Below are 13921 nucleotides of genomic sequence, written 5' to 3' on the forward strand. Positions count from 1 at the left end.
TGAGGACGACGAATATGCGCCCGGTCGTGGATGCGATCCGGGCTTGTTGCAGAGATTGGTTTGGCCCGCAATTCAGCCGTGAAGAGCCTGTGTTTCAACCTTTATTGACCTTCAGAAGGCGTTTCCACGAACGCCATCGTCAGGCCGATCATGTGCGCCGCCCCACCATCGGACAGCAGGGCTTGGAGAGTGGGCGCCATCTACTCTCCTGCCAGCTACGTGTCTTGGGGCCGAGGCTAACGATGCCGGCCGCCGGCGGGCGCCTCATCATGCTTGCGGCTGGCAATTTGTATCGGTCGTCCCTGTATTGCGTTCGTGCGCGCAACCAGTCCATTCATCAGCAATCGAAGCATGAATCTCATTGCCGCGCCCACCGGGTCAGGCGGCAGATGTGCGGCGCATATAGCCGCGCCAGCCGCCTAGTGCAGTGATCTCTTCCGCGTTCTTCACCGCGTGGGATTCGCAGAGGAAGCACGATACGCTCGATCCGTCCTCCAGCGTGACCTTGCCGATACCCAGCGGAGCGGGGATCTTGGCGACAAAACGGCCGAATCCATCAGGCGGCAGCGCCCAGACCTCAATCTCCAGTCCACGCCCGTCATAGCCCGGTTCGCGAATGAGGCCGGGCTTTTGGGGCACGGTATTCGGCAGCACGAAGAGGCGATAATCGCCTGCGGTGCGGCAAGCCTTTATCAGGGTGCCGCCCAATGTTGTCAGCTCGTGATTGAGCGGCATGCCCGTCAAATGCGCACCGACCACGGCTATGGCGATGGTATTGTCTGTCGGCGAGGCGACACGGCTCGGCTCGGGGACGGCCGCAGCGCGATCGATCCCCATGCCGGCAGCAGCGGCGCGATGCAGTGCATCGGCAAGCGGGGCCAGCGCATCATCGGTGAAAGCCGGCGCAATCAGCGTCACGCCACCGGGCAGACCATTGCTGCCGAAGCCAGCAGGGACGGCGATGGCCGCGCAATCGAGCAGGTTGACGAAATTCGTGTAGCGACCCAGCCGGCCGTTGAGAACGATCGGATCGGCCTGCATGTCGGCGACCTTGTAGGTCGTCGGTGCCGTCGGCAGCAACAGGATATCCGCTTTTGCCCATTCGGCTTCCGTCTTGCGCCTGAGTTCTTCGAGCTTGTATCGGCCGTTGAAAGCCTCAACCGCTGTCTTGCCTTTCGCGCCTTCGATGATCTTGCGAACCGTGGGATCGAAGTCGGCGGCATTGCTCGCCAGAAAGTCCTCGACAGCAGCCAGACGCTCGGCAACCCAGGGGCCGTCATACAGAAGCGCAGCTGCCTCGCGGAAGGGCTCATAGTCGAACGGAACGATGGTGGCGCCGAGTGCCTTCAGACGCTCGATCGCCTTATCGTAAAGCGCCTCAACATCGGTATCGCCGAAGAACTCGCGTTCCGCACCTGCGAGAACGCCGACGCGCAGGCCCGTGCCCGGCAGGGTGGCGGGCTTGGTACGCCGCGAAAAGGCATCGGCAGCATCAAAGCCCTCAGCGATCTTGCGGATCGCGACCCCGTCACCAACGGTCGGTGCGAAAATCGTGATGCAATCGACGCTCTTGCAGGCGGGCACCGCGCCCGTATTCGGCAGCAGGCCCGGCGTCGGCTTGATGCCGACGAGATTATTGAAGGCCGCCGGCACACGGCCGGAACCGGCAGTGTCCGTACCAAGTGAGAAAGCGGCAAGCCCGGAGGCCACCGTCACCGCCGAACCGGAACTGGAGCCGCCCGAAATATAGTCGGCGTGAAAGACCGAGCGCGGCGCCCCATAGGGTGAGCGCGTGCCGTTGAGACCGGTCGCAAACTGGTCGAGATTGGTCTTTCCGATCACGATCGCGCCGGCTGCCCGCAGCCTTGCGACGACGGTTGCATCCTTCTCGGGATGATAGGTGAAGGCGGGGCAGGCAGCCGTAGTCGGCAGCCCCGCCACGTCGATATTGTCCTTGACGGCAAAGGGAATGCCCCAGAGCGGCAGGCTGTTCGGCTGCGGCGCACGCTCCATCAGGGCTCGGGCTTCGGCCCGCAACGCCTCATCAGGCGTCGGCGTGATGAAGATTGCCGGATCCTTCGAGGAGGCCCGACGAGCAATGACCGTCTCGATGATCTCGAGCGGGCTTTGGCCGGCCTCATAGGCTGCGCGAAGGCTTGTCAGATCAAGAATGGTCGGCAGCATGGATCAGCACTCCTCTAGAACAACAATTATATCGCCCGCTTTGACGTTTCGTCCGGGGCCGGCGCGCAGGTCGCGGACACGGCCTGGCGCATGTGCGGTGACGTTGATTTCCATTTTCATGGATTCGATGATGGCAAGCGTGTCGCCGGCGGCAACCGGTGCGCCCGGCTCGACCAGCAGTTTCCAGATATTGCCGGGCACGGCGCTGGCAACCCCGAAGCATCCCTCGGGGATATCTCCATCAGGGCTTTCGCCGGTGCCTTCGTCGGCAACGAAGCTGTCGAGGCCCGCCTCCTTCCAGCGTAGGCGCTCGGCGTCGAATGCGGCCTGCTGGCTCGCCTTGAACGTTCCGATCGAAGCGGCATTCGCCTGCAATTCCCGCTCATAGGCAGCGTAGGAAAACTCCGTCTCCTCAATGCGGACGGGATAACCGCCATGCGGGAAGGCGCTGCGGGCTTCCGCCAATTCCTGATGGCTGACCGGGAAGAAGCGGATCTGATCGAAGAAATCGAGCAGCCACGGCTTGTCCTTGGCAAAGACCGGCGTCTGCCGCCAGGTATTCCAGACCTGGATGGTGCGGCCGAACAGCTGGTACCCGCCGGGGCCTTCCATGCCGTAGATGCACATATAGGCGCCGCCGATGCCGACGGCGTTTTCCGGTGTCCAGGTGCGGGCGGGATTGTATTTCGTCGTCACCAGCCGATGGCGGGGATCGACCGGAGTGGCGACCGGCGCGCCGAGGTAGACGTCACCGAGGCCAAGTACGAGATAGCTTGCATCGAAAACGACATCGCGCACCGCCTGTTCGTCTGCCAGCCCATTGATGCGGCGGATGAACTCGATATTGGACGGGCACCAGGGCGCATTCGGCCGCACGAGTTCCTGATATTTGCGCATGGCAAGTTCCGCATTCGGATCATTCCAGGAGAGCGGCAGATGCACGATGCGGCTCGGTACCTTGACGTCCTGGGCCGCCGGCAAGCTCGCTTCGATCTCGGCCAGCAGTCCGAGCAGGCGCTTTCGGGTTAGCGAGGTGCCGTCATAGTGGATCTGCAGCGAGCGGATGCCAGGTGTGAGGTCGATGATGCCGGGCAGGCGGGCCTCTGAGACGGCTTGCATCAAAAGATGCACCCTCAGCCGCAAGGCAATATCGAGCGTCATCGGCCCGTATTCGACCAGCAGATTATCATCGCCCTGACGGCGATAGACGACAGAGACAGGCCCGTCGTCGCGCTTGCCGATGACAGGCGAGCCCGTCTCCTCCTTCGCCCGATGCACGACCGGGCCGGCAATCGGATCCTCCGGTCGCGCGACCGGATGAAAGCGGATACGGTCGCCCGGCTTGAACTGGCCCATCTTCCACTGTTCGTCGCGAGTGATCACCGCCGGGCAGACGAAGCCGCCGAGGCTCGGCCCGTCGGGCCCGAGGATGATCGGCATGTCGCCGGTAAAATCGATCGCACCGATCGCATAGGCATTGTCATGCAGGTTAGACGGATGAAGGCCGGCCTCGCCACCATCGCTGCGCGCCCATTTCGGTGCGGGACCGATCAGGCGCACACCCGTGCGGGCACTGTTGAAATGCACCTCGTAATTCGTCGAAAACAGCGTCTCGATATCGCCTTCCTGAAAGAAATCAGGCGCGCCATGCGGACCGTAGAGAACACCGACCTCCCATTCGCGTGTCAGTTCTGCCGGCTCGATTGCCGGGTTCGGCGGTTCGGCGGCCGTGTGGCGGGCAAGATGCAACACATGGCCTGTCTTCAGCGTGCCGGTGGCATTGCCGCCGAATTGTCCGAGGCCGAACGTGGCGCGCGAGCCGAGCACGACAGGGGCGGCCAAACCGCCTGCTACGGCGAGGTAAGCGCGCTGCCCAGGTCCATCGATGCTGCCGATTACGAGGGTCTGGCCGGCGCGGATGGTGACGGCCTCGTCATGCGGCAGTGTCTCGCTGTCGACGTTCATCGCCATCCTGGCGCCGGCAAGTGCCACCACCGTGTCGGTGTGGAACTTCAGTACGGGGCCGGACACCGTCAACTCCAGGGCTGCGACCATGTCGCCATTGCCGACGAGACGGTTGGCATGGCGGAAGGAGCGCTCGTCCATCGGGCCGCTCGGCGGCACACCGACATGCCAGAGACCAAGCCGGCCCGGCAGTTCCTGAATGCTCGATTGCGCGCCCGGCGCAATCACCTCGATGACGTCGGGCACGAAGGAAAAGTCGCGCAGCGCCGTCGTCGCCACCTTGCCGCTGGCAAGCAGCTCGGAGCCGGCAATCGCGCGCAGATAATCGAGATTGGTCTCGATGCCGGATATCGATGTCTCGGCAAGCGCCGTCTTCAGATTTTCGATCGCCGCAGGGCGGTCTTCGGCTGCGACGATCACCTTGGCAAGCATCGGATCGTAGAAGGGCGTCACTTCCGTACCGGTTTCGATCCAGCCGTCGATACGCGCATTCTCGGGGAGGGAGACTTCCGTCAGCAGGCCGGCGCTCGGGCGGAAATCGGCGTGCGGCATCTCGGCATAGACGCGCACTTCGATCGCTGCTCCCTTCGGCTGCAGAGCCTCGGCACCCGAGAGCACATCCTCGGCTGCCGCCTGCCGGATCATCCATTCGACGAGATCGATGTCGAACACGGCTTCGGTGACGGGATGTTCTACCTGCAAGCGGGTATTGACCTCGAGGAAATAGAATTCCTCGCGCAGGGGATCGTAGATGAATTCGACGGTGCCGGCGGACTCGTAGGAGACCGCAGCGCCGAGATCGACGGCCGCCTTGTGCAGGCGGGCGCGGGTCGCGGCCGAAAGGCCGGGGGCAGGGGTCTCCTCGACGACCTTCTGGTTCCGCCGCTGCAGCGAGCAATCGCGCTCACCGAGCGCAATGACCTTGCCCTTGCCATTGCCGAAGATCTGCACTTCGACATGCCGTGCCTCGGCCACGAAACGCTCGATGTAGACGCGCGCATCGCCAAAGCTTGCCCGCGCGGTCCGCTGCACGCTTTCGAAGGATGCCTTCAGGCTTTCGGCATCGGCGCAAAGCTGCATGCCGATGCCGCCGCCGCCAGCCGTGCTTTTCAGCATGACGGGATAGCCGATCGTTTCGGCCGCAGCGAGTGCCTCATCGGTGCTCGACAGCAAACCGGTGCCGGGCAGGAGTGGCACGCCGCTCGTCTTGGCGAGCTCGCGCGCCGCATGTTTCAAGCCGAAGGCCGAGAGGTGTTCGGGACGGGGACCAATGAAGGCGATGCCTTCGGCGGCAAGGCGCTCGGCGAAGCCGATATTTTCCGACAGGAAGCCATAGCCGGGATGAACGGCCTCGGCTCCCGTCACCTTGCAGGCGGTGATCACGGCATCGATATCGAGATAGCTTTCGCTGGCCGGAGCCGGCCCGAGGCGGACAGCTTCATCGGCCATCAGCGCAGGCCTGGCGAAACGGTCGGCATCGGAATAGACGGCGACGGACGCAATACCCATTCGTCGCAGTGTCTTGATGACCCGGATCGCGATTTCGCCCCGGTTGGCGATCAGGACTTTCTTGAACATGATCAGGCCTCGCCACCCCAGATCAGCACCCGGATCGGCGTCGGATCGAAGCCGTTGCAGGGATTGTTGATCTGCGGGCAGTTGGAGATGACGCAGAGCACGTCCATCTCGGCGACGAGTTCGACATAGTCGCCCGGCGCGGAAATGCCGTCGACGATCGTCATCTCGCCATTCGGCTTGATCGGCACGTTCATGAAGAAATTGATGTTCGGCACGATATCGCGCTTGCCCATGCCGTGCTTGCTGACTTCGAGTACAAAATTGTCGCGGCAGGCATGCAGATATTTGGTGCCATGGCCGAAGCGTACCGTGTTGCTCTCGCAGGAGCAGGCACCGGCCGAAGTGTCATGACGGCCGCAGCTGTCGGCCGTCATGGTCAGCATGACATTGCCTTCGTTCGACATGATTTTTGTGCCGATGCCGATATAGGCGGCACCCTGCATGCGCATCGTATCCTGATTGGAATAGCGCTCGGAAAAATCATCGGCGCGATAGAAGAGCGTGTCGATCGCCTGCTGGCCAAAACTGTCCTCGATGCGGATCGTCTGGCCCTTGCGCACGATGCCGGACCACGGGGCTTCAGCCGCGATGAAATGGTCCTGGGCGGCGTTCTGCAGGCTGCGGGCAGGGGAGGTCTGGATGAAATCGGACATCGTTTCCTCCTCAGGCCTGCATCAAGGCATTGTTTTCGAAACCGCGCACGGCTTCGGCGGTCGCCGTGCGGCAAAGATCGTCCTTGGTCGGCGCCGCCGCCTTGTAGCGGGTGATGACAATGGGCTTCGGCTGGTAGGCGGGATCAGGATCGAGCGGATGCGGGCAATTGGAGAAGCCGACCAGCATGTCCATCTCGGCACGCAGTTCGGCGTAATCGCCGCTATTGGAACGTTTCCCCTGCCAGCCGAAACCGCCGGCCTCGGCAAGGCGCACCGGCGCGAAGAGGTTGAGGATGCCCGGAATATCGCGGCGGTCGAGGCCGAGCTTGACGGCAACGAGGATAAGGTTGTCTCGGGTGTTGCGGGTCTTTTCGCCGGGATATTTTGCAGCATTCGAGGCCGCCGTCGAACCTCCCATCAGGCAATCATGGGCGCCGGAACTATCCTCGATCATCGAGAACATGACGCGGCCCATGTCGGAAAAGATCACACGTCCCTTGCCGAGTGCCGTCGTCCACTGGACCTTGGCCGTATCGACAAGGTTGATCCGCTCGCTCGTATCGGCGGCATTCCAGGCGACGAGCGCCACCGTGGAGCTGCCCTCGGCCTGATCGACGCGGATCGCCTCGCCGCGCTGAAGTTTGGTTGACCAGTACCAGCCTCCAGGGATGGTTTCCTGATGGATGACAGAAGCGGCGTCGATCGCCGGTGCCGGCAGTACGCTTGGGCCGGGCAGGGCCTTGGGCGCAAATTCCAGACCCTTTTTTTGATGCTCTTCATAGCGCGCGCGATTGGTGGCGATCTCTTCGGGGGAGCGTCTCAAATGCATCATAGCATCTCTCCTGATGGTGCCAGGTCGTCCCGGCCATGCCCCAGGGAAGCGACCGGGCCGTCCCGGTCGGGGCTGAAAATCGATGACTGGCCGGCAAGGCGCGGCGGCCAGATGGAAATATCCTTGGTGATGGTGGCGCCGTAGCGCTCCTTTTCTTCGGGCCGGTCACGGCGACGCTCGAAGGCGACGACGCGGCTTGCGAGCGTGAAGGCCTCGCGCATGTCATGCGTGACCATGACGACGGTCATCTGCGTTTCATGCCAGAGCCGCTTCATCAACGTGTGGATTTCGGCGCGAATGCCGGGGTCGAGTGCGCCGAAAGGTTCGTCGAGCAGCAGCACCTTCGGCTTCATGATGAGCGCTTGGGCGAGCGCCAGGCGCTGCTGCATGCCGCCGGAAAGCTGTGCTGGATATTTGCTCTCCGAACCTGCAAGCCCGACCTCTGAAATCAGTTGGCGCGCTTCCTCGATGGCGTTGCGGCGTGCCGCGCCGAAGAGCTTTGCCTTGTAACGCGCCGCGGACAATTCCCTGCCGAGCAGAACATTGCCGAGCACTGTCAAGTGCGGAAAGACGGAGTAGCGCTGGAAGACGACGCCGCGATCCGGTCCCGGTTCCGGCGGCAACGGCTCGCCGCCGAGCAGGATCTTGCCTTTCGTCGGCTGCTCCTGGCCGAGCAGCATGCGCAGAAAGGTGGTCTTGCCGCAGCCGGACGGGCCGACGAGGGCGACGAAGGCGCGGGAGGCGACGGTCAGCGACACGTCCTCGAGTACGATCTGGTCGCCATATTCCTTCCAGACCTTTTCGATCTTCAACTCGCTCATGCCTGCTTCTCCAGTTCCGACCAGGGAAAGAGGGCGATGCGCAGGCGGTCGAGCAGGGCGTTCATGACCACGGCAAGCAGGGTAATCCAGACGACGTAAGGGAAGATGATATCCATCGAGAGATAGCGGCGAACAAGGAAGATGCGGTAGCCGAGGCCGGAATCCGAGGAGATTGCCTCGGCGGCTATCAGGAACAGCCAGGCCGGGCCGAGCTGCAGTCTGAGGCAGGTGATCAGACGCGGCAGGATCTGCGGCAGCACGACCCGCAGGCCGATCTGCCAAGAGGAGCCGCCGAGCGTTTCGGCCTTGACGATCTGCTCACGCGGCAGTTCCAGCGCCTTCAGTGCCAGATCACGGATCATCGTCGGCGCCACGCCGATGACGATGAGGGCGATCTTCGAGGTTTCGCCAAGCCCCATGACGATGAAAAGGATCGGCAGCAGCGCCAGCGGCGGCACCATGGAGATCACGGCGACGAAAGGAGCGAGCAGCGCCCTGAGATAGGGCAGCATGCCGATCAGCATGCCGACGATGAGTGCGATTGCCGTGGAGATGCCGAGTCCTGAGAGCAGGCGGATCAGGCTCGCACCCGTATCCGACCAGAGTAGGAATTCGCCTGTACGCTGATCGGCGACGAAGGCCAAACGGTTAATCGCATCGGCAAATCCCGCAAGGCTCGGCAGAAGCTTGTCATTGGCGTTCTCAGCCAGTCGCGCAGCCGAGCCGAAGGCATAGGCAAGGGCGAGCAGCACGAAGGGCAGCATCATCAAGGCGAACTGTGCGCCCCGGCTCGGCCTCGTGTTGATCCAACGCATGGGAAATGCTCCGCTGGTGAAGAAGGGAAGCGCGGGTAGGCTGCGCCTCCGTTGCGATCAGAGCGAACCGTCTGCGGCTGCCTTCATGTAGGTCTCGGTGAAACGCAGCTTCACATTGCCCGTATCGCCCAGCACCTTGCCGTCAGGCATTTCGATACCGATGACATCGGCAGACGGTGCACCATTGCCGAGCAGGCCTTTCTCGAAGAGGAAGTTACGGACCAGATCCATGGTCTTCGGCAGGTTCGGCGACGCGGTGAAGGCAACGGCATCGGCCGGCTTGTCGAAGAGCTTGGTGGCGGCAAGCTGGGCTTCGAAACCGGCGAGATCGGTGCCCGAAGCGGACCCCATTGCTTCACGGGCTGCCTTGCCCTCGGCAGTATCGGCACGCAGAAGAGCGGCTGTCTCGTACCAGATGCCGGCCAGCGCCTTGCCGAAGTTCGGGTTGTCCTTCAGCACGCCGCTATTGGCGACCATCAGGTCGATGATTTCACCCGGCACCTGCGAACTGTCAAAAACCTTCTTGGCCGTGGGATCTTCGAGGATGGTGGAGACCAGCGGGTTCCAGGTGACGACGGCGGTGACATCGGGCGTCTTGTAGGCCGCAACCATATCGGCGTCGGAGGTGTTGACCACCTTCACGTCACGCTCGGTCAGCTTGATGCTTTCGAGCGCGCGGGCGAGCAGATAATGCGAAACGGAGAATTCGACGAGATTGACGTTCTGGCCCTTGATATCGGCAAGGCTCGCCTTGTCCTTCAGGATGACGGCGTCATTGCCGTTCGAGAAGTCTCCGATGATGACGGCGGTTGTATCGACACCGCCGGCGGCCGGGATCGACAACCCGTCCATATTGGTCAGCGTCACGGCATCGAAGGCGCCGGCCGTATACTGGTTCATCGACTCCACGTAGTCGTTGAACTGGGTGACATCGATTTTGATGCCGTATTTGTCAGCCCATTTCTTGACGATGCCGTGGTCGGCCGCATAACCCCAGGGCATCCAGCCGACATAGATGGACCAGGCGACCTTGAATTCGGTCTTCTGCTCGGCCTTAGCGATGGAGCTGAAACCCAAGGCCAGCGAAGCGGAAAGTGCGGTGATGGAAAGGATCTTCGAAAAAGTCTGCATTGAAATTCCCCTTTTGCTTTTCTTCAAAAGGGATCGGCAATGACCATCGTGCCGCCAATCCCTTGGCTTACGAGGTCTCCCGGGCTTTTGTCCCGCCGTGCACCCGACGGAATTTCTCCCCCGCCGGTAGTAGCTCTCGGACCAGTCGCGCCTTTTGAAAACGCCGGAACCCTAGCCACCAACTCTGCCTATTTCGAAGCAAGCACTATGCCAGATCGATTATGTGCTTGATTCTCAAAGGTTAGTGTGTACGGCGCATTGTTTAGCGCTGTGAAAGTGCATACTGATGCCTATATGGTGGGCGAAGTTTGAATCTCTGCATGCGTGCCGCATAAAATTTATGCATGCCGGGCCAAAGATGTTGATCGCCACGCCATCGGTGGCTTTGCCCGCGGCAGTGCGTTTCGACGAACTGGACGAATGAAAAAGCCACAGCTTCAGGCTGGAATTCCGGACCGAATTCCTGATGCCGAGCGGGATGGCAAGATAATTTGCACGATCTATGGAATGTCTCTCGACTCCAGCTCCGGGCAGCTTGGCTCGTTTCCGAAGGTAATCTCCTTGCGATCTCCGTTAAGCGTCAGCCCTCTGAAGGTCAGCACATTCTCATCGCGATAGACGATTTCGCTTCGATAGATGCCGGCGCGTATTGCTCTGTTCCTGGCGCGACTGACGTTGCACTGTCCAATCGGCGGCGACACATGCCAATTGGATGTGCCTTGCGTGTCGGTCTGCCAGCCGCCAGCGGAAACGAGTGTCGAACTGGCAAGCAACGCAAACGCAGAAAGTACAAGTTTGGACGACAATCGAGATTTCACGACGCTACTCCGAGGCAATTCCGCTATCGATGCCTCTGCTATTATCTGAATTTGCTCAATAGATCATCCGACGGCGTCCTAATCGGCTTTGACTTCTCGGGGGATGGTGAACAACCATTATAACAACATGCGGCTTGAACGTTGTTAGGCGTCGCATGCGGCAAAGGCAGAGGTCGCAAGCAAATCCAAGGGCGGCGTCCAGAGCGTTCCAACGACGACCCCGCCGCCGAAAGCTGCCAAGGCCGTCGCGGGCGTCACCGAGCACTGACGGATTTGAGTTCGGGCAGCAATTCGGTCGTCGAGGCGTAAAGTTCTTAAACAAGCAAGGCGCCTTGATGGGCGCCCCGCAATCAGTTGTCTCTTTCGCTAATAAATCGCGCGCAGATCAGAGCGATCTGACGTTTTCCGCCTTCGACTTGCCGGTCTTCCGGTCCTGGCCGAGATCGTAGGAGACGCTCTGGCCTTCCTTCAGCCCATCACCGTACTCCAGCGCCGAGACGTGGACGAAGACATCTGGCCCTCCGGTTTCCGGCGTAATGAAGCCAAAGCCCTTGTCGTGATTGAAAAACTTAACCTTGCCAGTCGGCATGACATCCTCGTGTGTTTGCGCTTGTTGTGGAGCGGCAACCTAGCCTTCGCATTCCGGCAGATCAACCCAGTACGAGTCTTCGTCTTCTCGGCATCCTCGTCTGTCTATAGTCGTTCATGAAAATTCCTGACGTGTCTTGATGGTAATGTAAAATTTCATTACCAATGGTATTGACCAATGGAAGGAGATTTATCATGCCATCCCTGGCGGTAACGATGAAAGGGCAGATCACGTTAAAGCGGGACCTACTGCAACACCTCGGCGTCAAGCCAGGCGAGCGGATTGAATTTGACAAGCTGCCAGGTGGCGAGCTTCGGGTGAAGGCCGCCAAGCCTACTGGGACCATTAATAATTTCATTGGCCGGCACGCGGGCCGGGTAAAAAAGCCATTGACGATTGAGGAAATGAACGAAATTGCCGCCTCAGGTTGGGCGGGTGACGAATGAAAATTTCGGTCGATACAAGCGTGCTGGCTCGTGCCGCGCTGCAGGACGATCCACAGCAAGGCCAGGCTGCGAGCGAGTTGCTGAAAGCGGCTTCGCTGATCGCAGTGTCGTTACCCTGTCTGTGCGAATTGGTTTGGATTTTGCGCCGCGGCGCGAAACTGCAGAGAGAAGATGTAGCATTGACCATCCGTGATTTGCTGGACGCTGGAAACGTGGTCATGAACCGACCCGCGGTTGAGGCCGGTCTTGCGATCCTCGAAGCCGGCGGGGATTTTGCGGACGGCGTTATTGCCTATGAGGGCAATTGGCTGGGCGGTGAAACATTTTTCTCTTTCGATAGACGGGCTGTCGAGTTGCTGACCGATCAAGGGCAGGCCGTGCAGCTCCTTGTTTGATCCAGCCTTTGGGTCGGCCACGTTCAACCAAGCGTCTCTATTCCTTCGAGTGAGCGCTATGCAGCTCTGCCAACAAGGCGGAACGAGAGGCCGATCTGCTTCACGAGCCCATCCAGGATTTAGCAGTTATGATGTTCATGCAAAAAGATTATAACTCTTCCCATTCGCCTCATTACGTATCCGTGGAAACATCGTCCCAGTCCTGATCCATGTAGCCGATCAGCCAGTTGAGGGCATAGTGGCGTTCATAGACCACGCCCTTGTCCAGCCCGGCTGGCGGCTCTTCGCCCTTCAGCCTGGCGTTCACGACTGCCCAATCGTAGCGATAGATCAGGTCGGCGGCGTCGAGCAGTTCGGCTTGCGGGCGCAGCTTGGCGCGGCGCATCAGCCCCTCCGTTCCCAGGTTGCGAAGCGTGTTCGCAATGAACGGGACGTCGCAGATATGGTCGGGACGTTCGAGTTCCGGTGCGATGCCGAGCGCCCATAGCATGACGTGCACGCCTTCGTAACGCCAGGCGAAATTCGCTCGGTCCTGATCCGAGGGATTGGGGTCGTCCATGAAGGCCTGCTCTTTCGGGGTGAAAAAGCCTTCGGCGCCGAACTGGCGAATGAGGGCCTGGGCCATCGCGTAGTCGCCGGTCTCGCCTTTCACGGCGACGATCACAAGCGCGATGGTGCGCTGAACGACGACCTTGGCATTTCGCCGCGTGGTCGTGCTTTCGGGTTCGATCGTTGGCAGATGATCTATGGTCGTAACGCCTTCCGATTGAAGCTGGGCGACAGACCGCGCCTTGCGCGCTTGGGCCTCGTCGACGGCTTGAGAAACAGCGGCCTGCACCGGAATGATCAGTGCGAGAAGGGTCGAAAATATACGCTTAATCACATCTGGCTCCTGTCATCGCGGCAACGCGAGCAATAGGCATTTTGGTGAAACAAGGAGAAGGCCCCAAGGCCGTCAATGGCTGATTACCGCTCATTCTCAAGTGGTCCAACGACCCCAACACCTTCATTGCGGGCCGCCGCGGCCATTTTCCGATCGCCAGTCGCCAGCGGAAGATTGACCGTCTTTGCGAGATCCAGATAACTGGCATCATAAGCGCTCAGCATGTGGCGCGTCGCAAGGTCGAGCACGGCAAGGTCGTTTCCCGATCCGGCGTCCTCTAATGGCAGCCTGCGCAACTGGCCCATCAGCAAAGGGGCGTCTCCGGGCCGAAGCCGGCCACGTCGCTCTGCCATCAGAAAAAGGTTTCGGATCTCAAACCAGAACAGCGCGGGCACAAGCGCCGGGCTCGCACGAAGTTCCGACATCAACCTGTCGGCAGCATCATTCTGCTCGTCCGGCAGAAACCAGACCGCGGCGATCGAAGCATCGAGGACGAAGGACATCAGTACCGCCGGCCCTCGTCGCGCCATTCACGGATCTCGGCTTGCGTCGTGGGCTGGAGGGTCGAGCGCATCGCCTTGATCTCGGCAATGACGGCATCGATGTCATTCTCACGCCGTATACGCGACAACCGTGCAATGGGCGTATTGCCGCGTGAAATGATCACTTCCTCGCCCGCCTCGACCTTTGCGAGCAGCTCGGAGAGATGCGTTTTGGCCTCGCCGACCTTGACTTTGACGGTCATTGGAAACTCCAACCCATATGCTGTCGTGGGCAGCAGGGAAACATCGCGACATTTACGCCGAGCGGA

General features: G+C 60.8%; 14 protein-coding genes and 1 riboswitch. Of the genes, 2 read left to right on the top strand and 12 right to left on the bottom strand.

The window, feature by feature from the left end; all coding sequences use genetic code 11:
* Positions 1 to 378: 378 nt before the first annotated feature.
* The 9 genes from atzF to H4W29_RS22090 all read right to left on the bottom strand — a co-directional run bounded on the left by atzF (position 379) and on the right by H4W29_RS22090 (position 11386).
* Positions 379 to 2184 (bottom strand): allophanate hydrolase, encoded by a 1806-nt coding sequence (gene atzF / locus H4W29_RS22050; RefSeq protein ID WP_192731008.1) that lies wholly within the window; start codon positions 2182 to 2184, stop codon positions 379 to 381.
* A gap of 3 nt (positions 2185 to 2187) precedes the next feature.
* Positions 2188 to 5727 carry an urea carboxylase gene (gene uca, locus H4W29_RS22055; protein ID WP_192731009.1) on the bottom strand — a complete coding sequence of 1180 codons (3540 nt, stop codon included), beginning with the start codon at positions 5725 to 5727 and terminating at the stop codon, positions 2188 to 2190.
* 2 nt (positions 5728 to 5729) lie between these two features.
* Positions 5730 to 6380, bottom strand: a complete 651-nt coding sequence (locus tag H4W29_RS22060) for an urea amidolyase associated protein UAAP2 (protein WP_192731010.1) — start codon at positions 6378 to 6380, stop codon at positions 5730 to 5732.
* 10 nt (positions 6381 to 6390) lie between these two features.
* Entirely contained in the window at positions 6391 to 7212 is an 822-nt protein-coding gene (locus H4W29_RS22065; protein WP_192731011.1) for an urea amidolyase associated protein UAAP1, read from the bottom strand.
* Positions 7209 to 8033: an ABC transporter ATP-binding protein gene (locus H4W29_RS22070; RefSeq protein WP_192731012.1), complete on the bottom strand. Its 825-nt coding sequence runs from the start codon at positions 8031 to 8033 to the stop codon at positions 7209 to 7211. Before H4W29_RS22070 ends, H4W29_RS22065 begins: the two co-directional genes overlap by 4 nt.
* Positions 8030 to 8848, bottom strand: a complete 819-nt coding sequence (locus H4W29_RS22075; RefSeq protein WP_183831142.1) for an ABC transporter permease — start codon at positions 8846 to 8848, stop codon at positions 8030 to 8032. The genes H4W29_RS22070 and H4W29_RS22075 overlap by 4 nt, the downstream gene beginning before the upstream one ends.
* A 57-nt stretch (positions 8849 to 8905) precedes the next feature.
* A complete protein-coding gene (locus tag H4W29_RS22080; protein WP_192731013.1) occupies positions 8906 to 9979 on the bottom strand; it encodes a putative urea ABC transporter substrate-binding protein in 1074 nt (357 codons plus the stop codon).
* Between the two features lie 74 nt (positions 9980 to 10053).
* Positions 10054 to 10165: riboswitch (guanidine-I (ykkC/yxkD leader) on the bottom strand.
* Between the two features lie 314 nt (positions 10166 to 10479).
* Positions 10480 to 10797, bottom strand: coding sequence for a hypothetical protein (locus tag H4W29_RS22085; protein WP_192731014.1), 318 nt, complete (start codon positions 10795 to 10797; stop codon positions 10480 to 10482).
* A 385-nt stretch (positions 10798 to 11182) separates the two neighbouring features.
* Positions 11183 to 11386 carry a cold-shock protein gene (locus H4W29_RS22090; RefSeq protein ID WP_192731015.1) on the bottom strand — a complete coding sequence of 68 codons (204 nt, stop codon included), beginning with the start codon at positions 11384 to 11386 and terminating at the stop codon, positions 11183 to 11185.
* A 194-nt stretch (positions 11387 to 11580) separates the two neighbouring features.
* On the opposite strand from H4W29_RS22090, the gene H4W29_RS22095 reads away from it, so the two are divergent.
* Complete coding sequence (locus H4W29_RS22095) at positions 11581 to 11832, top strand: AbrB/MazE/SpoVT family DNA-binding domain-containing protein (protein ID WP_192731016.1); 252 nt, start codon at positions 11581 to 11583, stop codon at positions 11830 to 11832.
* On the top strand, positions 11829 to 12227 hold the full coding sequence (locus tag H4W29_RS22100; RefSeq protein WP_192731017.1) for a type II toxin-antitoxin system VapC family toxin: 399 nt from the start codon (positions 11829 to 11831) through the stop codon (positions 12225 to 12227). Before H4W29_RS22095 ends, H4W29_RS22100 begins: the two co-directional genes overlap by 4 nt.
* 172 nt (positions 12228 to 12399) lie before the next feature.
* On the opposite strand, the gene H4W29_RS22105 is transcribed toward H4W29_RS22100, so the two are convergent.
* The 3 genes from H4W29_RS22105 to H4W29_RS22115 form a co-directional block, all read right to left on the bottom strand.
* Entirely contained in the window at positions 12400 to 13110 is a 711-nt protein-coding gene (locus H4W29_RS22105; protein ID WP_192731018.1) for a DUF4272 domain-containing protein, read from the bottom strand.
* An 83-nt stretch (positions 13111 to 13193) separates the two neighbouring features.
* A complete protein-coding gene (locus H4W29_RS22110; protein WP_192731019.1) occupies positions 13194 to 13613 on the bottom strand; it encodes a type II toxin-antitoxin system VapC family toxin in 420 nt (139 codons plus the stop codon).
* Positions 13613 to 13855 carry a type II toxin-antitoxin system Phd/YefM family antitoxin gene (locus tag H4W29_RS22115; RefSeq protein ID WP_113508786.1) on the bottom strand — a complete coding sequence of 81 codons (243 nt, stop codon included), beginning with the start codon at positions 13853 to 13855 and terminating at the stop codon, positions 13613 to 13615. The genes H4W29_RS22110 and H4W29_RS22115 overlap by 1 nt, the downstream gene beginning before the upstream one ends.
* Positions 13856 to 13921: the final 66 nt, after the last annotated feature.

Source organism: Rhizobium viscosum, from assembly GCF_014873945.1.
Lineage (GTDB): Bacteria > Pseudomonadota > Alphaproteobacteria > Rhizobiales > Rhizobiaceae > Rhizobium > Rhizobium viscosum.

Excerpts from the sequence above, each read along its gene's own strand:
- atzF (WP_192731008.1), bottom strand. The coding sequence starts at position 2,184 with ATGCTGCCGACCATTCTTGATCTGACAAGCCTTCGCGCAGCCTATGAG.
- H4W29_RS22090 (WP_192731015.1), bottom strand. The coding sequence starts at position 11,386 with ATGCCGACTGGCAAGGTTAAGTTTTTCAATCACGACAAGGGCTTTGGC.
- H4W29_RS22080 (WP_192731013.1), bottom strand. The coding sequence starts at position 9,979 with ATGCAGACTTTTTCGAAGATCCTTTCCATCACCGCACTTTCCGCTTCG.
- H4W29_RS22110 (WP_192731019.1), bottom strand. The coding sequence starts at position 13,613 with ATGTCCTTCGTCCTCGATGCTTCGATCGCCGCGGTCTGGTTTCTGCCG.
- H4W29_RS22100 (WP_192731017.1), top strand. The coding sequence starts at position 11,829 with ATGAAAATTTCGGTCGATACAAGCGTGCTGGCTCGTGCCGCGCTGCAG.
- H4W29_RS22115 (WP_113508786.1), bottom strand. The coding sequence starts at position 13,855 with ATGACCGTCAAAGTCAAGGTCGGCGAGGCCAAAACGCATCTCTCCGAG.
- H4W29_RS22095 (WP_192731016.1), top strand. The coding sequence starts at position 11,581 with ATGCCATCCCTGGCGGTAACGATGAAAGGGCAGATCACGTTAAAGCGG.
- H4W29_RS22075 (WP_183831142.1), bottom strand. The coding sequence starts at position 8,848 with ATGCGTTGGATCAACACGAGGCCGAGCCGGGGCGCACAGTTCGCCTTG.
- H4W29_RS22060 (WP_192731010.1), bottom strand. The coding sequence starts at position 6,380 with ATGTCCGATTTCATCCAGACCTCCCCTGCCCGCAGCCTGCAGAACGCC.
- uca (WP_192731009.1), bottom strand. The coding sequence starts at position 5,727 with ATGTTCAAGAAAGTCCTGATCGCCAACCGGGGCGAAATCGCGATCCGG.
- H4W29_RS22070 (WP_192731012.1), bottom strand. The coding sequence starts at position 8,033 with ATGAGCGAGTTGAAGATCGAAAAGGTCTGGAAGGAATATGGCGACCAG.
- H4W29_RS22065 (WP_192731011.1), bottom strand. The coding sequence starts at position 7,212 with ATGATGCATTTGAGACGCTCCCCCGAAGAGATCGCCACCAATCGCGCG.